The sequence below is a fragment of the Thiolapillus sp. genome, assembly GCF_048562965.1.
GTDB classification, from domain to species: Bacteria; Pseudomonadota; Gammaproteobacteria; order Chromatiales; family Chromatiaceae; genus Thiolapillus; species Thiolapillus brandeum_A.
Window position 1 is genome coordinate 1 of sequence record NZ_JBHNMF010000051.1, and the last position, 13049, is coordinate 13049.

Sequence of the window (13049 nt, forward strand, 5' to 3'; positions counted from 1 at the left end):
TTCCCTAGCTGGGAGCGCCGAGTTTGTCCAGGCAGGTGGTCTGATTGGACAACAGATCATAGAGAAGATCCATATCAAGGATCTGTATGTGCTTGCGATCCACTAGCAGGATTTTTTCATCCTGGAAATGTGTGAACAGGCGGCTGACCGTTTCCAGCGCCAGCCCGAGATAGGAGCCGATTTCCTGACGGGACATGCTCAGGTTGAATTCCGTGGCGGAGAAACCACGGTTATGGAAACGCACGGAAAGGCTGAGCAGGAATGCTGCGAGGCGTTCTTCTGCCGTGCTTTTGCCGAGCAGAACCATCAGGCCTGTTTCCTTTGTGATTTCACGGCTCATCAGGCGGAACAGCTGATGCTGCAGATCGGGTATGGTCGATGTCAGTTCTTCAAGGTGCTGGAAAGGGACTTCGCAGACTGCCGTGGTCTCCAGTGCCTTGGCCGAACAGATGTGCTTGTTGCATTCGATGCCGTCCAGGCCAACCACTTCGCCGGGAAGATGGAAGCCCACCACCTGTTCTGTGCCATTCGGACACTGGGTATAGGTCTTGATCGTACCTGTCTTTACCACATAGATGCTGCGGAACCTGTCACCGGTCTGAAAGACATGTCCGCCACGTTGAAGGGGGCGGTTGCTTTGCACGATGGCATCGAGTTGATCGATATCACCGCTTTCGAGACCAAGTGGCAGACAGAGCTTGGCAAGTCCGCAGTTTTTACATGCGACCTTCAGTTTGTTCAGGGAAATTACCTTACTTTGGGGCAATGGGCTTCTCTGCTGTCGGCGGGTTCGAAGGAATTGAGGTGTATTTTGTCGGTAAATCTGATCCAGATCAATACTTGCTTACGAAACAATTTTCTGAAATGAAACTTTTGGAACCGATTTTGCACAAAAAAACCACCGGCCTTTTCAGGGCGATGGTTTTGATTGCCTTGTGCTGGCGCTTCCCTGCGCCAAGGCTATCGGCTGTTCTGCAGTCCTTATTTTGCGGGAGCTGCAGGGGCTGCCTGGGGAGCTCTTGGAGGAGGCATAGCGCCGGGAGGGGGATAGCCGTAGCCATAGCCGGGGCCGCCGCCATAAGGGGCATAGCCGTATCCGGGGCCGTAGCCATAGGGAGCATAGCCACCATAGTAACGGTTGTCGTAGCGGTTATAGCCACGACCATAGCCGCTGCCACTGCCACTGCCACGCCCGCTGAAGCCCATGTTGAAGTTGGCGTCACCTGAGCCATCGCCCAGCCAGTCACCCATGTTGTCCCAGCTATTGTTGTTGTATCCACGATCGCCCCAAGGACCCCACCAGGCGCTTGCGGAAGACATGGAAAGTGCGGCGAAGCCGGCAATGGCGGTTGCACCAAGCAATTTCGTAAATTTAGACATAGAAAACTCCTTTGTATGGATTGTGTTTATTCAGGGCATCGTCACAGGGCGTGTGAATCGTTATGTGCCCGGAGCCGAGCCGGGTTTGTTCGGCGCGGACTTGTCACTATAGGCTAGTTTGTAGGAACAGGCTAGAAATATTGCGACAAAGACCCAATTCGGCGGGCTGCAGGCCTGCTTTATTCATTGAGGGAAGTCTTCCTATCTGTTACTGTTCTCTCCCGTCTGGTATTCCTTCTTTTGGCCACCATTTCTTCGGTTTGATGACAAAATACATATTCATTACAGGCGGTGTAGTTTCCTCTCTGGGTAAAGGTATTGCCTCTGCTTCTCTGGGTGCTTTGCTCGAAGCACGCGGTCTCAGGGTCACCATGCTCAAGCTCGATCCCTATATCAATGTGGATCCCGGCACCATGAGTCCTTTTCAGCACGGCGAGGTCTTTGTCACCGAAGATGGTGCGGAGACTGACCTGGATCTCGGGCATTATGAGCGCTTCATCAACACCACCATGGGGAAGCACAACAACTTCACCAGCGGCCAGGTCTATGAAAGCGTCATACGCAAGGAACGGCGGGGAGACTATCTTGGGGGCACCGTTCAGGTCATCCCCCACATTACCGACGAAATCAAACGCCAGATCCGGCTGGGTGCAGATGATTTCGACGTGGCCATGGTGGAGATCGGCGGCACCGTGGGTGACATCGAATCCCTGCCTTTCATGGAAGCCATCCGCCAGATGGGTGTGGAACTGGGGCACGAGAACGTCCTGTTCATGCACCTGACTCTGGTGCCCTATATTCCCACTTCCGGCGAGATCAAGACCAAGCCCACCCAGCATTCAGTCAAGGAACTGCGCTCCATCGGCATTCAGCCCGACGTGTTGCTGTGCCGTGCGGACCGTTCACTTCCGGATGCGGAGCGGCGCAAGATTGCCCTGTTCACCAACGTGGCGGAGCGGGCGGTCATCTCTGCAGTGGATGCGGACACCATCTACCGTATCCCTTTGCTGCTGCATGATCAGGATTTGGATCAGATCGTGGTGGAACAGCTGAAGCTGGACGTGCCGCCTGCCAATCTGTCCGAATGGGAAAAGGTCGTGGACGGCCTGTTCAACACGCAGCATGAAGTGGATATTGCCATGGTGGGCAAATACGTCGATCTGACCGAATCCTACAAGTCTCTCAACGAGGCTCTGATTCATGCGGGTATCCAGACGGGTTCCCGCGTCAATATCCACTATTTTGATTCGGAAGATTTCGAGAGCGGTGACCTGAGCCAGCTGGCTTCCATGGACGCCATTCTGGTGCCCGGCGGATTCGGCAACCGGGGTGTGGAAGGCAAGATAGCAGCTGTGCGCTATGCCCGGGAGCAGGGCATACCCTATCTGGGCATCTGCCTGGGTATGCAGGTGGCGGTAATTGAATATGCCCGGGATGTGGTCGGTCTCAAAGATGCTCACAGTACCGAATTCGACAAGGACACTTCCGCCCCTGTTATCGCGCTGATTACCGAATGGCTGGAAAAGGACGGTTCCGTGGTGCAGCGTGACGAGCGCTCCGATCTGGGTGGCACCATGCGCCTTGGCGGACAGGAATGCATACTCGCCGAGGGGTCGCTGGCGCTAAAGCTCTATGGCAAGGAGCGTATCATCGAACGTCACCGTCACCGCTACGAATTCAACAACCAGTATGGCGAACTGCTGCAGGAAAAGGGCCTGCGCATCACGGGGACCTCTGCCGACGGCACACTGGCGGAAATTGTCGAGCTGCCGGATCACCCCTGGTTCCTTGCCTGCCAGTTCCATCCGGAATTCACGTCCACGCCACGTTACGGACATCCCCTGTTTACCGGTTTTATCCAGGCAGCCATCGAGCAGCATAAAAAGAAGGAAGTCTGAATTTCATGAATCTGTGTGGTTATGAGGTTGGGCTGGATCGCCCGTTCTTTCTCATCGCAGGCACCTGTGTGGTCGAGAGCCTGCAGTCTGCGCTGGATACCGCGGCAGCCCTGAAAGAAATCACGGCAACGCTGGATATTCCTCTCATCTACAAGTCTTCCTTCGACAAGGCCAACCGTTCTTCCCATGAAAGCTACCGTGGTCCCGGCATCGAAGAAGGCCTGAAAGTGCTGGAGCAGGTGAAGAAAGATCTGAACCTTCCGGTACTCACGGATGTCCATGAAGACACCCCGCTGGACGAAGTGGCAGCCGTGGCAGATGTGTTGCAGACCCCGGCTTTTCTGTGCCGGCAGACGAATTTCATTCAGCGCGTGGCTGCCCAGGGAAAACCCGTGAACATCAAGAAGGGGCAGTTCCTTGCCCCCTGGGATATGACCAACGTGGTGGAGAAGGCGCGCGCCACCGGCAATACGCAGATCATGGTCTGCGAACGTGGTGTTTCCTTCGGTTACAACACCCTGATATCAGATATGCGGGGGCTGGCAGTGATGCGTAAAACCGGCTGCCCGGTGGTGTTCGACGCCACCCATTCCGTGCAGCAGCCCGGTGGGCTGGGGAAATCCTCCGGCGGTCAACGCGAGCATGTGCCCGTGCTGGCGCGGGCGGCAGTGGCAGCTGGCGTGTCCGGTCTGTTTATGGAGACCCATGAAAACCCGGAGAAGGCGCTGAGTGACGGACCAAATTCCTGGCCTCTGGGGCGCATGGAAGAATTACTGCAAACGCTGCTGGAGCTCGATGCCGTGGTGAAACAGCGTGGTTTCATCGAACAGGGACTGAGTTGACCGGCCAGACTTTCGCATTCATACAAATTCGCTAACAAAAATTCGGAGACGACGAGATGTCGGAAATAATCAGTGTAAGAGCCCGGGAGATCCTGGATTCCCGGGGCAACCCCACCATCGAGGCAGACGTCTACACCGCCGATGGCGCCATGGGGCGTGCAGTAGCGCCCTCAGGCGCTTCCACCGGTTCCCGAGAGGCGCTGGAACTGCGCGACGGCGATGCCCAGCGTTACGGCGGCAAAGGCGTGCTCAAGGCGGTAAGCAATGTGAACAGTATTCTCCGGGATGCCGTCAGCGGTATGGATGTGGCCGATCAGGCAGCCCTGGATCAGCGCATGATCGAACTCGATGGCACGGAGAACAAGTCGAATCTGGGCGCTAATGCCATCCTGTCAGTCTCCCTGGCAGCAGCCCATGCGGCGGCACAGGAAAACGAACAACCCCTGTATGAATACCTGGGCGGTGAAGAGATGCGCCTGCCCGTACCCATGATGAATATCATCAACGGTGGCGCCCATGCCGACAACAGCGTGGATCTGCAGGAATTCATGATCCTGCCTGTGGGAGCGCCCACCATGCGCGAAGCTGTGCGCTACGGCGCAGAGGTCTTCCATGCCCTGAAGTCGGTTCTGGGCAAGCGTGGTCTGGCTACCACCGTGGGTGATGAGGGTGGCTTCGCTCCCAACCTCAGTTCCAACGAGGAGGCCATCGAAGTCATTCTCGAGGCCATCGGGAAGGCGGGCTACAAGGCAGGAGAAGACATTTACCTGGGCTTGGATGCTGCCAGCTCGGAATTCTACAAGGACGGTAAATACCATCTCGCTTCCGAGAACCGGAGCTTTGATTCAGCAGGGTTTTCGGAATATCTGGCCAACTGGGTGCGCCAGTATCCCATCATCTCCATCGAGGATGGCATGGACGAGAGCGACTGGGAGGGCTGGAAGCTGCACACTGAAATGCTGGGTGACAAGGTTCAGCTCGTGGGTGACGATCTGTTCGTGACCAACACGGCCATCCTGCAGAAAGGCATCGATATGGGGATCACGAATTCAATCCTCATCAAGTTCAACCAGATCGGTACGCTCACCGAGACGCTGCAGGCTATCGCCATGGCGAAGAAGGCTGGCTACACGGCGGTGATCTCACACCGTTCCGGTGAAACCGAAGACACTACCATTGCGGATCTGGCGGTCGCCACCAACACCGGCCAGATAAAGACCGGCTCCCTGTCCCGTTCCGACCGGGTGGCAAAGTACAACCAGCTTATGCGTATCGAAGATCAGTTGGGCGATACCGCAGTATATGCCGGCAGGGGAGCCTTCCCCCTGGCCTGATGATCTGATGCCCTGGTATTTCCGCCTGCTGTTCGTCATTCTGCTGGCCATGTTCGTGGTGCTCCAGTACCGGCTGTGGGTGGGGCAGGGCAGCATGGCAGAGGTCTATCGCCTGCAACAGCAGATCGACCGCCAAAAGCAGCAGCTGGCTGAAATGAAAGAACGCAACGTGCGCCTGCGGGCGGAAGTCCAGAGCCTGAAAACCGGGCTGGAAGCGGTGGAGGCACGGGCGCGAACCGACCTCGGTATGATCAAGGAAGGAGAAACCTTCTTTCAGGTCATCGAGCCGGAGATCGCCACCAGGCCATGAGCTTCCATGCCGTCGTTCCTGCCGCCGGGATCGGCAGCCGCATGGGTTCCGATGTTCCCAAGCAATACCTGCGCCTGCTGGACAGGATGGTGATCGACTGGAGTATTCGGGCGTTACTGAGCCAGCCCGGTATCGAAAGCGTGACCGTTGCCCTGGGGAAGGAAGACAGGTATTGGCCCACTACCCAAAGCGCTGCTGACGCCGGCGTGAAAACGGTGGCCGGTGGTGCCGAGCGCAGTCATTCGGTACTCAATGCGCTGCAGTCACTGTTGACTCACGCTGATGAGGATGACTGGGTGCTGGTGCATGATGCCGCAAGACCCTGTGTCGGTGCTGCTGACATATCCCGCCTGATGCGGCTGGCAGCTGCCGGAACCGGCGGTCTGCTGGGGGTGCCCGTGCATGACACCATGAAGCGTACCGATGCTGACGGAAATGTCATTGCTACCGTCGAGCGGAATCAGCTCTGGCATGCCCAGACTCCGCAGATGTTTCCCCTGGGCAAACTCCATCAGGCACTGGGGGATGCGCTGGCCGCCGGGGTGGCGGTTACCGATGAAGCCAGCGCCATGGAGTGGGCCGGTTATCGGCCGCGTATGGTGGAAGGCAGCACCAGCAACATCAAGATCACGCGTCCTGCGGATCTGGAACTGGCCGGGTTTTATCTGGCAGGGTAAGCACTCTGCACACGTTTATGGTGGTCGTGGCGGCTATAGACTGCCGGCTCTCGCTGCGGATTTCACTCAGAACATCCAGCACTTCAGGCAGATATTCCGGGCTGTTGCGCTGATACTGATGGGCCGCTCCAGGCATATCCGGTGCATCGGTTTCCAGTACTAAATGCTCAAGAGGCAGCTTTGCCGCCAGGGTGCGCAATTTGCTGGAGCGCTCATAGGTCAGCATGCCGCCGAATCCCAGACAGAACCCCATGTCCATATATTGCCTGGCCTGTTGCCAGCTGCCGTTGAAGGCGTGACTGATGCCGGACCTGACCGGGTATTGCTTCAGTAGTTTCAACACCTGCTCGTGGGCCTTGCGGGTGTGCAGGATGACGGGCAGTTCCAGATCCTGTGCCACCTGCAATTGCAGCTCGAACAGTTCCAGCTGGAGATCCTGGTCGAGGTCCGGGCGAAAAAAATCCAGGCCGATTTCACCGATGGCGACCGGGCGCATCTTTTCCGCCAATGTCCGCAGCTGATCCACCTGAGCGGTATTGTGTTCGGCGCAAAAATAGGGGTGCAGGCCCAGTGCGGGGTAGACGTCTGTTTCGCCGGCGGCAAGATCCAGTATCTTTTGCCAGCTGTCCCGGGTGGTGCCGGGGACCACAAATCCCATGACTCCGGCGGCTCGGGCCTTTTCCAGTACCTGTTGCCGGTCCTGGTCGAAGGCCGGCATGTCCAGGTGGCAGTGGCTGTCGATGATTTTTTCATTCATGGAGTATCAGGCTCCCTTCATCACGGATGAAATCCAGAAACGTTCTGGCGACGAGGCTCAGCTTGTGGTCCGAGGCGTGTACCGCAAACCAGTGGCGGCGCAGGGGAAAGCCCTTCACGTCCAGGACGCAGATCTTGCCACTGTCCAGTTCCAGGCGCAGGTTGTGTTCCGACATGACGGATATGCCCAGTCCCGCCATGACGGCCTGTTTGATCGCCTCGATGCTGCCCAGTTCCATATAAGGCTCCAGCACAAGGTTCTTGTCCGTGAACAGCTTGTCCATGGCCAGCCGTGTGCCGGAGCCGGGTTCGCGCAGCAGAAAGCGTTCCTGCAGCAGCTGTTTGAGGGGGATGGCGCGTTTTTTTGCCAGCCGGTGACCGGGCGGAGCGATCACCACCAGGTCGTTGTCCAGAAAAGGCGTGGCTTCCACAGCCAGTTCTTCCGGAACCTTGCCCATGATCAGCAGGTCGTCTTCGCCGTCGGACAGGCGCTGCAGCACTTTTTCCCGGTTGGTGACGAACAGGCGTGGCTGCACCTCCGGATAGCGCTGTACAAAAATGCCCAGCAGGTGCGGCATGAAGTATTTGGCGGTAGTGACCACGGCGATGTGTAGTTCACCTTTTATTTCCCCCGTGAGGGAGGAAATCTCGCCGCCCAGCAGCTCCAGGCGGCTGAGAATGTCCCGGGACGCTTCCAGGGTCTTGCGGCCGGCCATGGTCAGCTGCAGTTTTTTGCCCCGCTGCTCAAACAGGGGCAGGCCAATATGATTGCTGAGTTTTTTCACCTGCATGGAAACCGTAGGCTGGGTCAGATGCAGGGCCTCGGCGGCGCGTGTATAGCCGCCATGACGGGCCACCGCCACCAGAATCTGCAGCTGGCGCAGGGTTGTTGTGCGGGCGAGGGCGTCGGCAGAAAATCTTGTCATAGAGAATAGTCTATCACGGCTATATAAAATATTGATTTTACCTTATGGGAAGTTGAAGGCAGAATGCACTCACTCGGTAGTTACTGCCGAATGAATTTTAATCAACAGAGGTAAGTACCCATGGATCAATCGAATCGTTACGCTGATCTCAGCCTGAAAGAAGAAGACCTGATTGAAGGCGGCAAGCATATTCTCGTTGCCTACAAAATGAAACCGGTGGATGGTGTTGGCTATCTGGAAGCTGCCGCGCATTTCGCTGCGGAATCTTCGACGGGCACCAACGTGGAAGTTTCCACGACTGACGATTTTACCAAGGGCGTTGACGCACTGGTTTATCACATTGATGAAGCCGCGGAAGACATGCGTATCGCCTATCCCATGGAACTTTTCGACCGCAATGTGACCGATGGCCGCATGATGCTGGTTTCCTTTCTTACCCTGGTCATTGGTAACAACCAGGGCATGGGAGATATTGCATATGGCCAAATGATCGATTTTTATGTGCCACCGCGCGCTATCCAGTTGTTTGACGGACCCGCTAAAGATATTTCCGATCTGTGGCGCATTCTGGGTCGTCCCGTTGAGAACGGCGGTTACATTGCCGGTACCATCATCAAGCCCAAGCTGGGTCTGCGCCCCGAGCCTTTCGCTGAGGCTGCCTATCAGTTCTGGCTGGGTGGTGATTTCATCAAGAATGACGAGCCTCAGGGTAACCAGGTGTTTGCGCCTGTGAAAAAAGTAATCCCTCTGGTTGCTGATGCCATGAAACGCGCCCAGGATGAAACCGGCGAAGCCAAGCTGTTCTCCATGAACATCACCGCTGATGATTATCATGAAATGTGTGCCCGTGCCGACTTTGCCCTGGAAACCTTCGGTGAAGATGCCGACAAAGTGGCTTTCCTGGTCGATGGTTTTGTAGGTGGCCCCGGTATGGTTACCACCGCACGCCGCCAATACCCCAACCAGTACCTTCACTACCATCGTGCAGGTCACGGCATGATTACCTCACCTTCTTCCAAGCGTGGCTATACAGCATTCGTTTTGGCCAAGATGTCCCGTCTGCAGGGTGCTTCGGGTATTCACGTGGGTACCATGGGCTACGGCAAGATGGAAGGCGCTGCTGATGACAAGGTCATCGCCTATATGATCGAGCGAGACGAATGCCAGGGCCCCGTGTACTACCAGAAGTGGTATGGCATGAAGCCCACCACGCCTATCATCTCAGGTGGGATGAACGCCCTGCGTCTGCCGGGCTTCTTCGAGAACCTGGGTCACGGTAACGTGATCAACACTGCTGGTGGCGGTTCTTACGGCCACATCGACAGCCCGGCTGCTGGCGCCATCTCCCTGCGCCAGGCCTACGAGTGCTGGAAAGAAGGCGCGGATCCCATCGAATTCGCCAAGGAGCACAAGGAATTCGCCCGCGCATTCGAGTCCTTCCCCCATGATGCTGATGCTATCTTCCCGGGCTGGAGAGAGAAGCTGGGCGTACACAAGTAAGTTTCCAGCTTGCTTTGAGCCAAAGGAAAGGAGAGCCCTCGCCCTTGGCGGGGGCTTTCTGTTTGTGGGTCGGGCTTCAGCCCGACATTTTTCCGGGATGTTTTCTGTCGGGCTGAAGCCCGACCTACACAGCATCAATTCATGCAGGTACTACCATGAGCGATATAGACATCGAACAATACAAGATTTCCGAAGAGCCTTTTTATCAGCCCTCCGGCAATGAGATAGACCAGTACGAGGCGGCCTATGCCGCCCGCCTGCCGGTGATGGTGAAAGGCCCCACGGGCTGCGGCAAGTCCCGCTTCATCGAATACATGGCGTGGAAGCTGGGCAAACCGATTATTACCGTAGCCTGCAACGAAGACATGACGGCAGCGGATCTGGTAGGCCGTTATCTGCTGGATGCCGATGGTACCCGCTGGCTGGACGGTCCACTGACCACAGCAGCGCGTATCGGCGCCATATGCTATCTGGATGAGGTGGTTGAAGCCCGCCAGGACACTACCGTGGTGATTCACCCGCTCACGGATCACCGCCGCACGCTGCCCCTGGACAAGAAGGGAGAAGTCGTGAGGGCCCATGAGGATTTTCAGCTGGTCATTTCCTACAACCCGGGCTATCAGAGCCTGATGAAGGATCTGAAGCAATCCACCAAGCAGCGCTTCGTGGGTATGGACTTCGACTATGTGCCGGCAGATCTTGAAGCAAAGATCGTAGCCGAAGAAACCGGCATCAATGCGGGCACAGCCGCCAAACTGGTACAGGTGGGCGAGGCTGCACGCAACCTCAAGGGGCATGGGCTGGATGAAGGTATTTCCACCCGCCTGCTGGTTTATGCGGCAAGCCTGATCAGCAAAGGCATCAGCGCCCGCGATGCGGCCCGGATGGCTATGGTGCGCCCGATTACCGACGATTTTGATATTCGCGATACCCTGGACAATGCCATCGATGCGGTCTTTGCCTGATCTTGGGCAGGCGGTCATACCAATCAGGGGTAGGGTAGATGATGGATGTAAACTGTAGTTATCAGGAAGTTCGGGCAGTGCTCGCCGATTGTCTCGACGAAGCGGAGGAGTTGCTGAGCGAGAAGTCGCTGGCGGAGTTTGTCGAAGGTATCGAACTGCTGTGCATGATGGGACGTGGTGCCGAGCCGGTGCTGGTTTACATGGAAGAGGCGGCTGAAATTGCCCGGCACACCAGTGGCAAAATGGTATATCCGGCGGCAAAAACTGCCTATCAGATTTCACGCAGCCCCAACGCGGCGGCCATCGTGCCTTTCTTGCAGTCCTTGGCCGAAATCTCCCGGCGTCTGGAAGAACCCAAGCTGCTGCAGGGCTATCTGGATATCGTGCTGGAAATGGTGGAACGTACGTCCATTTCCATACACGGCTCTCATGCCACTATGGCCAGCCCCGGTCTGATTCCCTTCCTGGAAAAAGCCCCTGTACTGCTCGGGGAACTGACGATTGGCGGGCTGAAGCGCTGGATGGACTACGGTATTGCCCAGCACAGCCATCACCCGGATCATCTGGCGGAATTCTTTTCGCTGGAATCGGCAGACAGCCGTGCCGTGATGCAACGTGAGCGCCATGGCACCCTGCTGGTGGATATGGAGCGGCGTCTGGATCTGTTTGAACTGGCGCTTTGGAAGATCGATGCCAGTATCTACCCTTACTCGCGCATGCTGGACGACCGTTCTGACCCGCGGCCCTATTACGATGACAAGGGCATTTTCCTGCCGGATGTCTATGACGACCTGGACAACGGTATCAGCGGCATGGATCAGTACCGGGCCGCCCTGGCGCATATGGCCGGGCATCGCCGCTGGACGGCCCCCGTGTTTGCCGACAACCGCAGTCCCATGCAGCGAATCGCCATCGAGACCTTCGAAGATTCGCGCATCGAATACCTGCTGATGCAGGAGTATCCGGGGCTGCGCCGCATATTCCAGGCATTACACCCGGTGCCAGTCGAGGATGAGTGTGACGGGAAACATGAATCCTGTATCCGTCATCGCCTGACCATGCTGTCACGCGCCATTCTCGATCCGGATCATGATTACAGGAATCCGGATCTCTTGGAATTCGTTCAGCGCTTCTTCGAAATCATGGAAAAAGGTGATACCACCACGATGGATGTGGAACTGCTGGGCATACAGTACATGGCGCGCACCCGCACCCAGGCAGATGCCTTGCCCAATGTCTGGTTCAAGGATACGGAAATCAGCTACCGGGATGATAACCGCAACCTGTGGCAGTTCTACGAGCTGGATGACGATGCGGATTTCCATGTAGAGCCCACTGAACTGGAAGAAACCGAACCTGACGACACGCTGCCACCCCGGCACTACCCGGAATGGGATTACACCACCCAGACTTACCGACCAGATTGGGCCAGTGTGTATGAAACCCTGCATCCCTCGGAAGATGCGGCTTATATCGATGGTTTGCTGCGCAAGCATGACCGTCTGGCAAAGCAGATCAAACGTATGCTGGATCTGCTGAAACCGCAGAACTACCAGCGTATACGCTACCAGGAAGAGGGTACGGAGCTGGATCTGGATATCGCCATCCGCTCGCTTATCGACTACAAGACCGGGCATAACCCGGATCCACGTATCAATATCAGCCACAAACACAACGACCGCAATATTGCCGTGACCATACTGCTCGATCTTTCCGAGTCCCTGGCCCAGCCGGTGGGCAATACCGGTCAGACCCTGCTGGAACTGGAACAGGAAGCGGTATCCCTGCTGGCCTGGGCCATCGAACAGCTGGGTGACAGTTTTTCCATTGCGGGCTTCCATTCCAATACCCGTCACGAAGTTCGCTATTACCACATAAAGGGCTTCAGTGAAGGCTGGAACATGGACGTGAAAGGGCGTCTTGCGGCCATGGGCGCCGGTTACTCCACGCGTATGGGCGCCGCCATGCGTCATGCGGCGCATTATCTCGAGCACCAGAAATCCGACAAGAAACTGTTGCTCGTGATTACCGACGGCGAACCGGCAGACATCGATGTGCGTGATGAAAAACATCTCATCGAGGATTCACGTATGGCGGTGCGGGAGCTTGATCAGCTGGGTATTTACAGCTATTGCATCAATCTCGACCCCAAAGCGGATGAATATGTGGCGGATATCTTCGGCAATCAGTATTCCATCATCGACAAGCTCGAGAGCCTGCCGGAAAAACTGCCCAAACTCTTCCTTGCCCTGACCAAATAGCCCCGGCTATTGCGAAAGGGGTCGGAGTCAAATTGGAATGATGTTGCATACAATCAGTGACTTGAGGAAATTGACTCCGACGCTGCCAGCCATGGAGAGCGAAGCGAAGGCTGGTAGACCCCAGTAGCCGCGAGGCCGCACTGCTTACCCGTCGTGCGCATAGCGCCAGAGGGGAAGCAAAGTAGGCATCCAAACGCGGC

The 13049-nt window shown here is 56.6% G+C and carries 12 protein-coding genes; 8 read left to right on the top strand and 4 right to left on the bottom strand.

Annotated features, from left to right (window positions below; translation table 11 throughout):
- Positions 1-4: 4 nt before the first annotated feature.
- Together fnr and ACOCD2_RS04900 are read right to left on the bottom strand one after the other, a co-directional pair.
- Positions 5-766, bottom strand: coding sequence for a fumarate/nitrate reduction transcriptional regulator Fnr (gene fnr / locus ACOCD2_RS04895; protein WP_293645088.1), 762 nt, complete (start codon positions 764-766; stop codon positions 5-7).
- Positions 767-981: 215 nt separating this feature from the next.
- Positions 982-1380, bottom strand: a complete 399-nt coding sequence (locus tag ACOCD2_RS04900; RefSeq protein WP_293645089.1) for a sulfur globule family protein — start codon at positions 1378-1380, stop codon at positions 982-984.
- A 263-nt stretch (positions 1381-1643) separates the two neighbouring features.
- Here ACOCD2_RS04900 and ACOCD2_RS04905 point away from each other — a divergent pair, with 263 nt between their 5' ends.
- From ACOCD2_RS04905 to ispD, 5 genes are read left to right on the top strand one after another with little or no spacing between them, the layout of a single operon-like run.
- Positions 1644-3278, top strand: a complete 1635-nt coding sequence (locus ACOCD2_RS04905) for a CTP synthase (RefSeq protein ID WP_293645091.1) — start codon at positions 1644-1646, stop codon at positions 3276-3278.
- 5 nt (positions 3279-3283) lie between these two features.
- Positions 3284-4120 (top strand): 3-deoxy-8-phosphooctulonate synthase, encoded by an 837-nt coding sequence (kdsA, locus tag ACOCD2_RS04910; RefSeq protein ID WP_293645093.1) that lies wholly within the window; start codon positions 3284-3286, stop codon positions 4118-4120.
- Between the two features lie 56 nt (positions 4121-4176).
- Positions 4177-5454, top strand: a complete 1278-nt coding sequence (eno, locus tag ACOCD2_RS04915; RefSeq protein WP_293645095.1) for a phosphopyruvate hydratase — start codon at positions 4177-4179, stop codon at positions 5452-5454.
- A gap of 7 nt (positions 5455-5461) precedes the next feature.
- The gene (ftsB, locus tag ACOCD2_RS04920; protein WP_293645097.1) at positions 5462-5764 is read left to right on the top strand and encodes a cell division protein FtsB; all 303 of its coding nucleotides are present in this window, start codon (positions 5462-5464) and stop codon (positions 5762-5764) included.
- Entirely contained in the window at positions 5761-6441 is a 681-nt protein-coding gene (ispD, locus tag ACOCD2_RS04925; RefSeq protein WP_293645099.1) for a 2-C-methyl-D-erythritol 4-phosphate cytidylyltransferase, read from the top strand. Before ftsB ends, ispD begins: the two co-directional genes overlap by 4 nt.
- Here the strand turns inward: ispD and ACOCD2_RS04930 are convergent.
- Positions 6392-7198, bottom strand: a complete 807-nt coding sequence (locus ACOCD2_RS04930) for a TatD family hydrolase (protein ID WP_293645101.1) — start codon at positions 7196-7198, stop codon at positions 6392-6394. The two genes, ispD and ACOCD2_RS04930, sit on opposite strands and share 50 nt — an antisense overlap.
- Positions 7191-8123, bottom strand: a complete 933-nt coding sequence (locus ACOCD2_RS04935; protein ID WP_293645103.1) for a LysR family transcriptional regulator — start codon at positions 8121-8123, stop codon at positions 7191-7193. Before ACOCD2_RS04935 ends, ACOCD2_RS04930 begins: the two co-directional genes overlap by 8 nt.
- A gap of 120 nt (positions 8124-8243) precedes the next feature.
- On the opposite strand from ACOCD2_RS04935, the gene ACOCD2_RS04940 reads away from it, so the two are divergent.
- From ACOCD2_RS04940 to ACOCD2_RS04950, 3 genes are all read left to right on the top strand, one after another.
- Complete coding sequence (locus tag ACOCD2_RS04940; RefSeq protein ID WP_293645105.1) at positions 8244-9623, top strand: ribulose-bisphosphate carboxylase; 1380 nt, start codon at positions 8244-8246, stop codon at positions 9621-9623.
- A gap of 155 nt (positions 9624-9778) precedes the next feature.
- Entirely contained in the window at positions 9779-10588 is an 810-nt protein-coding gene (locus ACOCD2_RS04945) for a CbbQ/NirQ/NorQ/GpvN family protein (protein WP_293679653.1), read from the top strand.
- Positions 10589-10626: 38 nt separating this feature from the next.
- Complete coding sequence (locus ACOCD2_RS04950; RefSeq protein WP_293645109.1) at positions 10627-12849, top strand: nitric oxide reductase activation protein NorD; 2223 nt, start codon at positions 10627-10629, stop codon at positions 12847-12849.
- Positions 12850-13049 lie beyond the last annotated feature (200 nt).

What these genes read in the sequence shown, in the direction of transcription:
- kdsA (WP_293645093.1), top strand. Translation starts at nt 3,284, where the DNA reads ATGAATCTGTGTGGTTATGAGGTTGGGCTGGATCGCCCGTTCTTTCTC.
- ispD (WP_293645099.1), top strand. Translation starts at nt 5,761, where the DNA reads ATGAGCTTCCATGCCGTCGTTCCTGCCGCCGGGATCGGCAGCCGCATG.
- ACOCD2_RS04950 (WP_293645109.1), top strand. Translation starts at nt 10,627, where the DNA reads ATGATGGATGTAAACTGTAGTTATCAGGAAGTTCGGGCAGTGCTCGCC.
- ACOCD2_RS04930 (WP_293645101.1), bottom strand. Translation starts at nt 7,198, where the DNA reads ATGAATGAAAAAATCATCGACAGCCACTGCCACCTGGACATGCCGGCC.
- ACOCD2_RS04935 (WP_293645103.1), bottom strand. Translation starts at nt 8,123, where the DNA reads ATGACAAGATTTTCTGCCGACGCCCTCGCCCGCACAACAACCCTGCGC.
- ACOCD2_RS04900 (WP_293645089.1), bottom strand. Translation starts at nt 1,380, where the DNA reads ATGTCTAAATTTACGAAATTGCTTGGTGCAACCGCCATTGCCGGCTTC.
- ftsB (WP_293645097.1), top strand. Translation starts at nt 5,462, where the DNA reads ATGCCCTGGTATTTCCGCCTGCTGTTCGTCATTCTGCTGGCCATGTTC.
- ACOCD2_RS04940 (WP_293645105.1), top strand. Translation starts at nt 8,244, where the DNA reads ATGGATCAATCGAATCGTTACGCTGATCTCAGCCTGAAAGAAGAAGAC.
- ACOCD2_RS04945 (WP_293679653.1), top strand. Translation starts at nt 9,779, where the DNA reads ATGAGCGATATAGACATCGAACAATACAAGATTTCCGAAGAGCCTTTT.
- eno (WP_293645095.1), top strand. Translation starts at nt 4,177, where the DNA reads ATGTCGGAAATAATCAGTGTAAGAGCCCGGGAGATCCTGGATTCCCGG.
- ACOCD2_RS04905 (WP_293645091.1), top strand. Translation starts at nt 1,644, where the DNA reads ATGACAAAATACATATTCATTACAGGCGGTGTAGTTTCCTCTCTGGGT.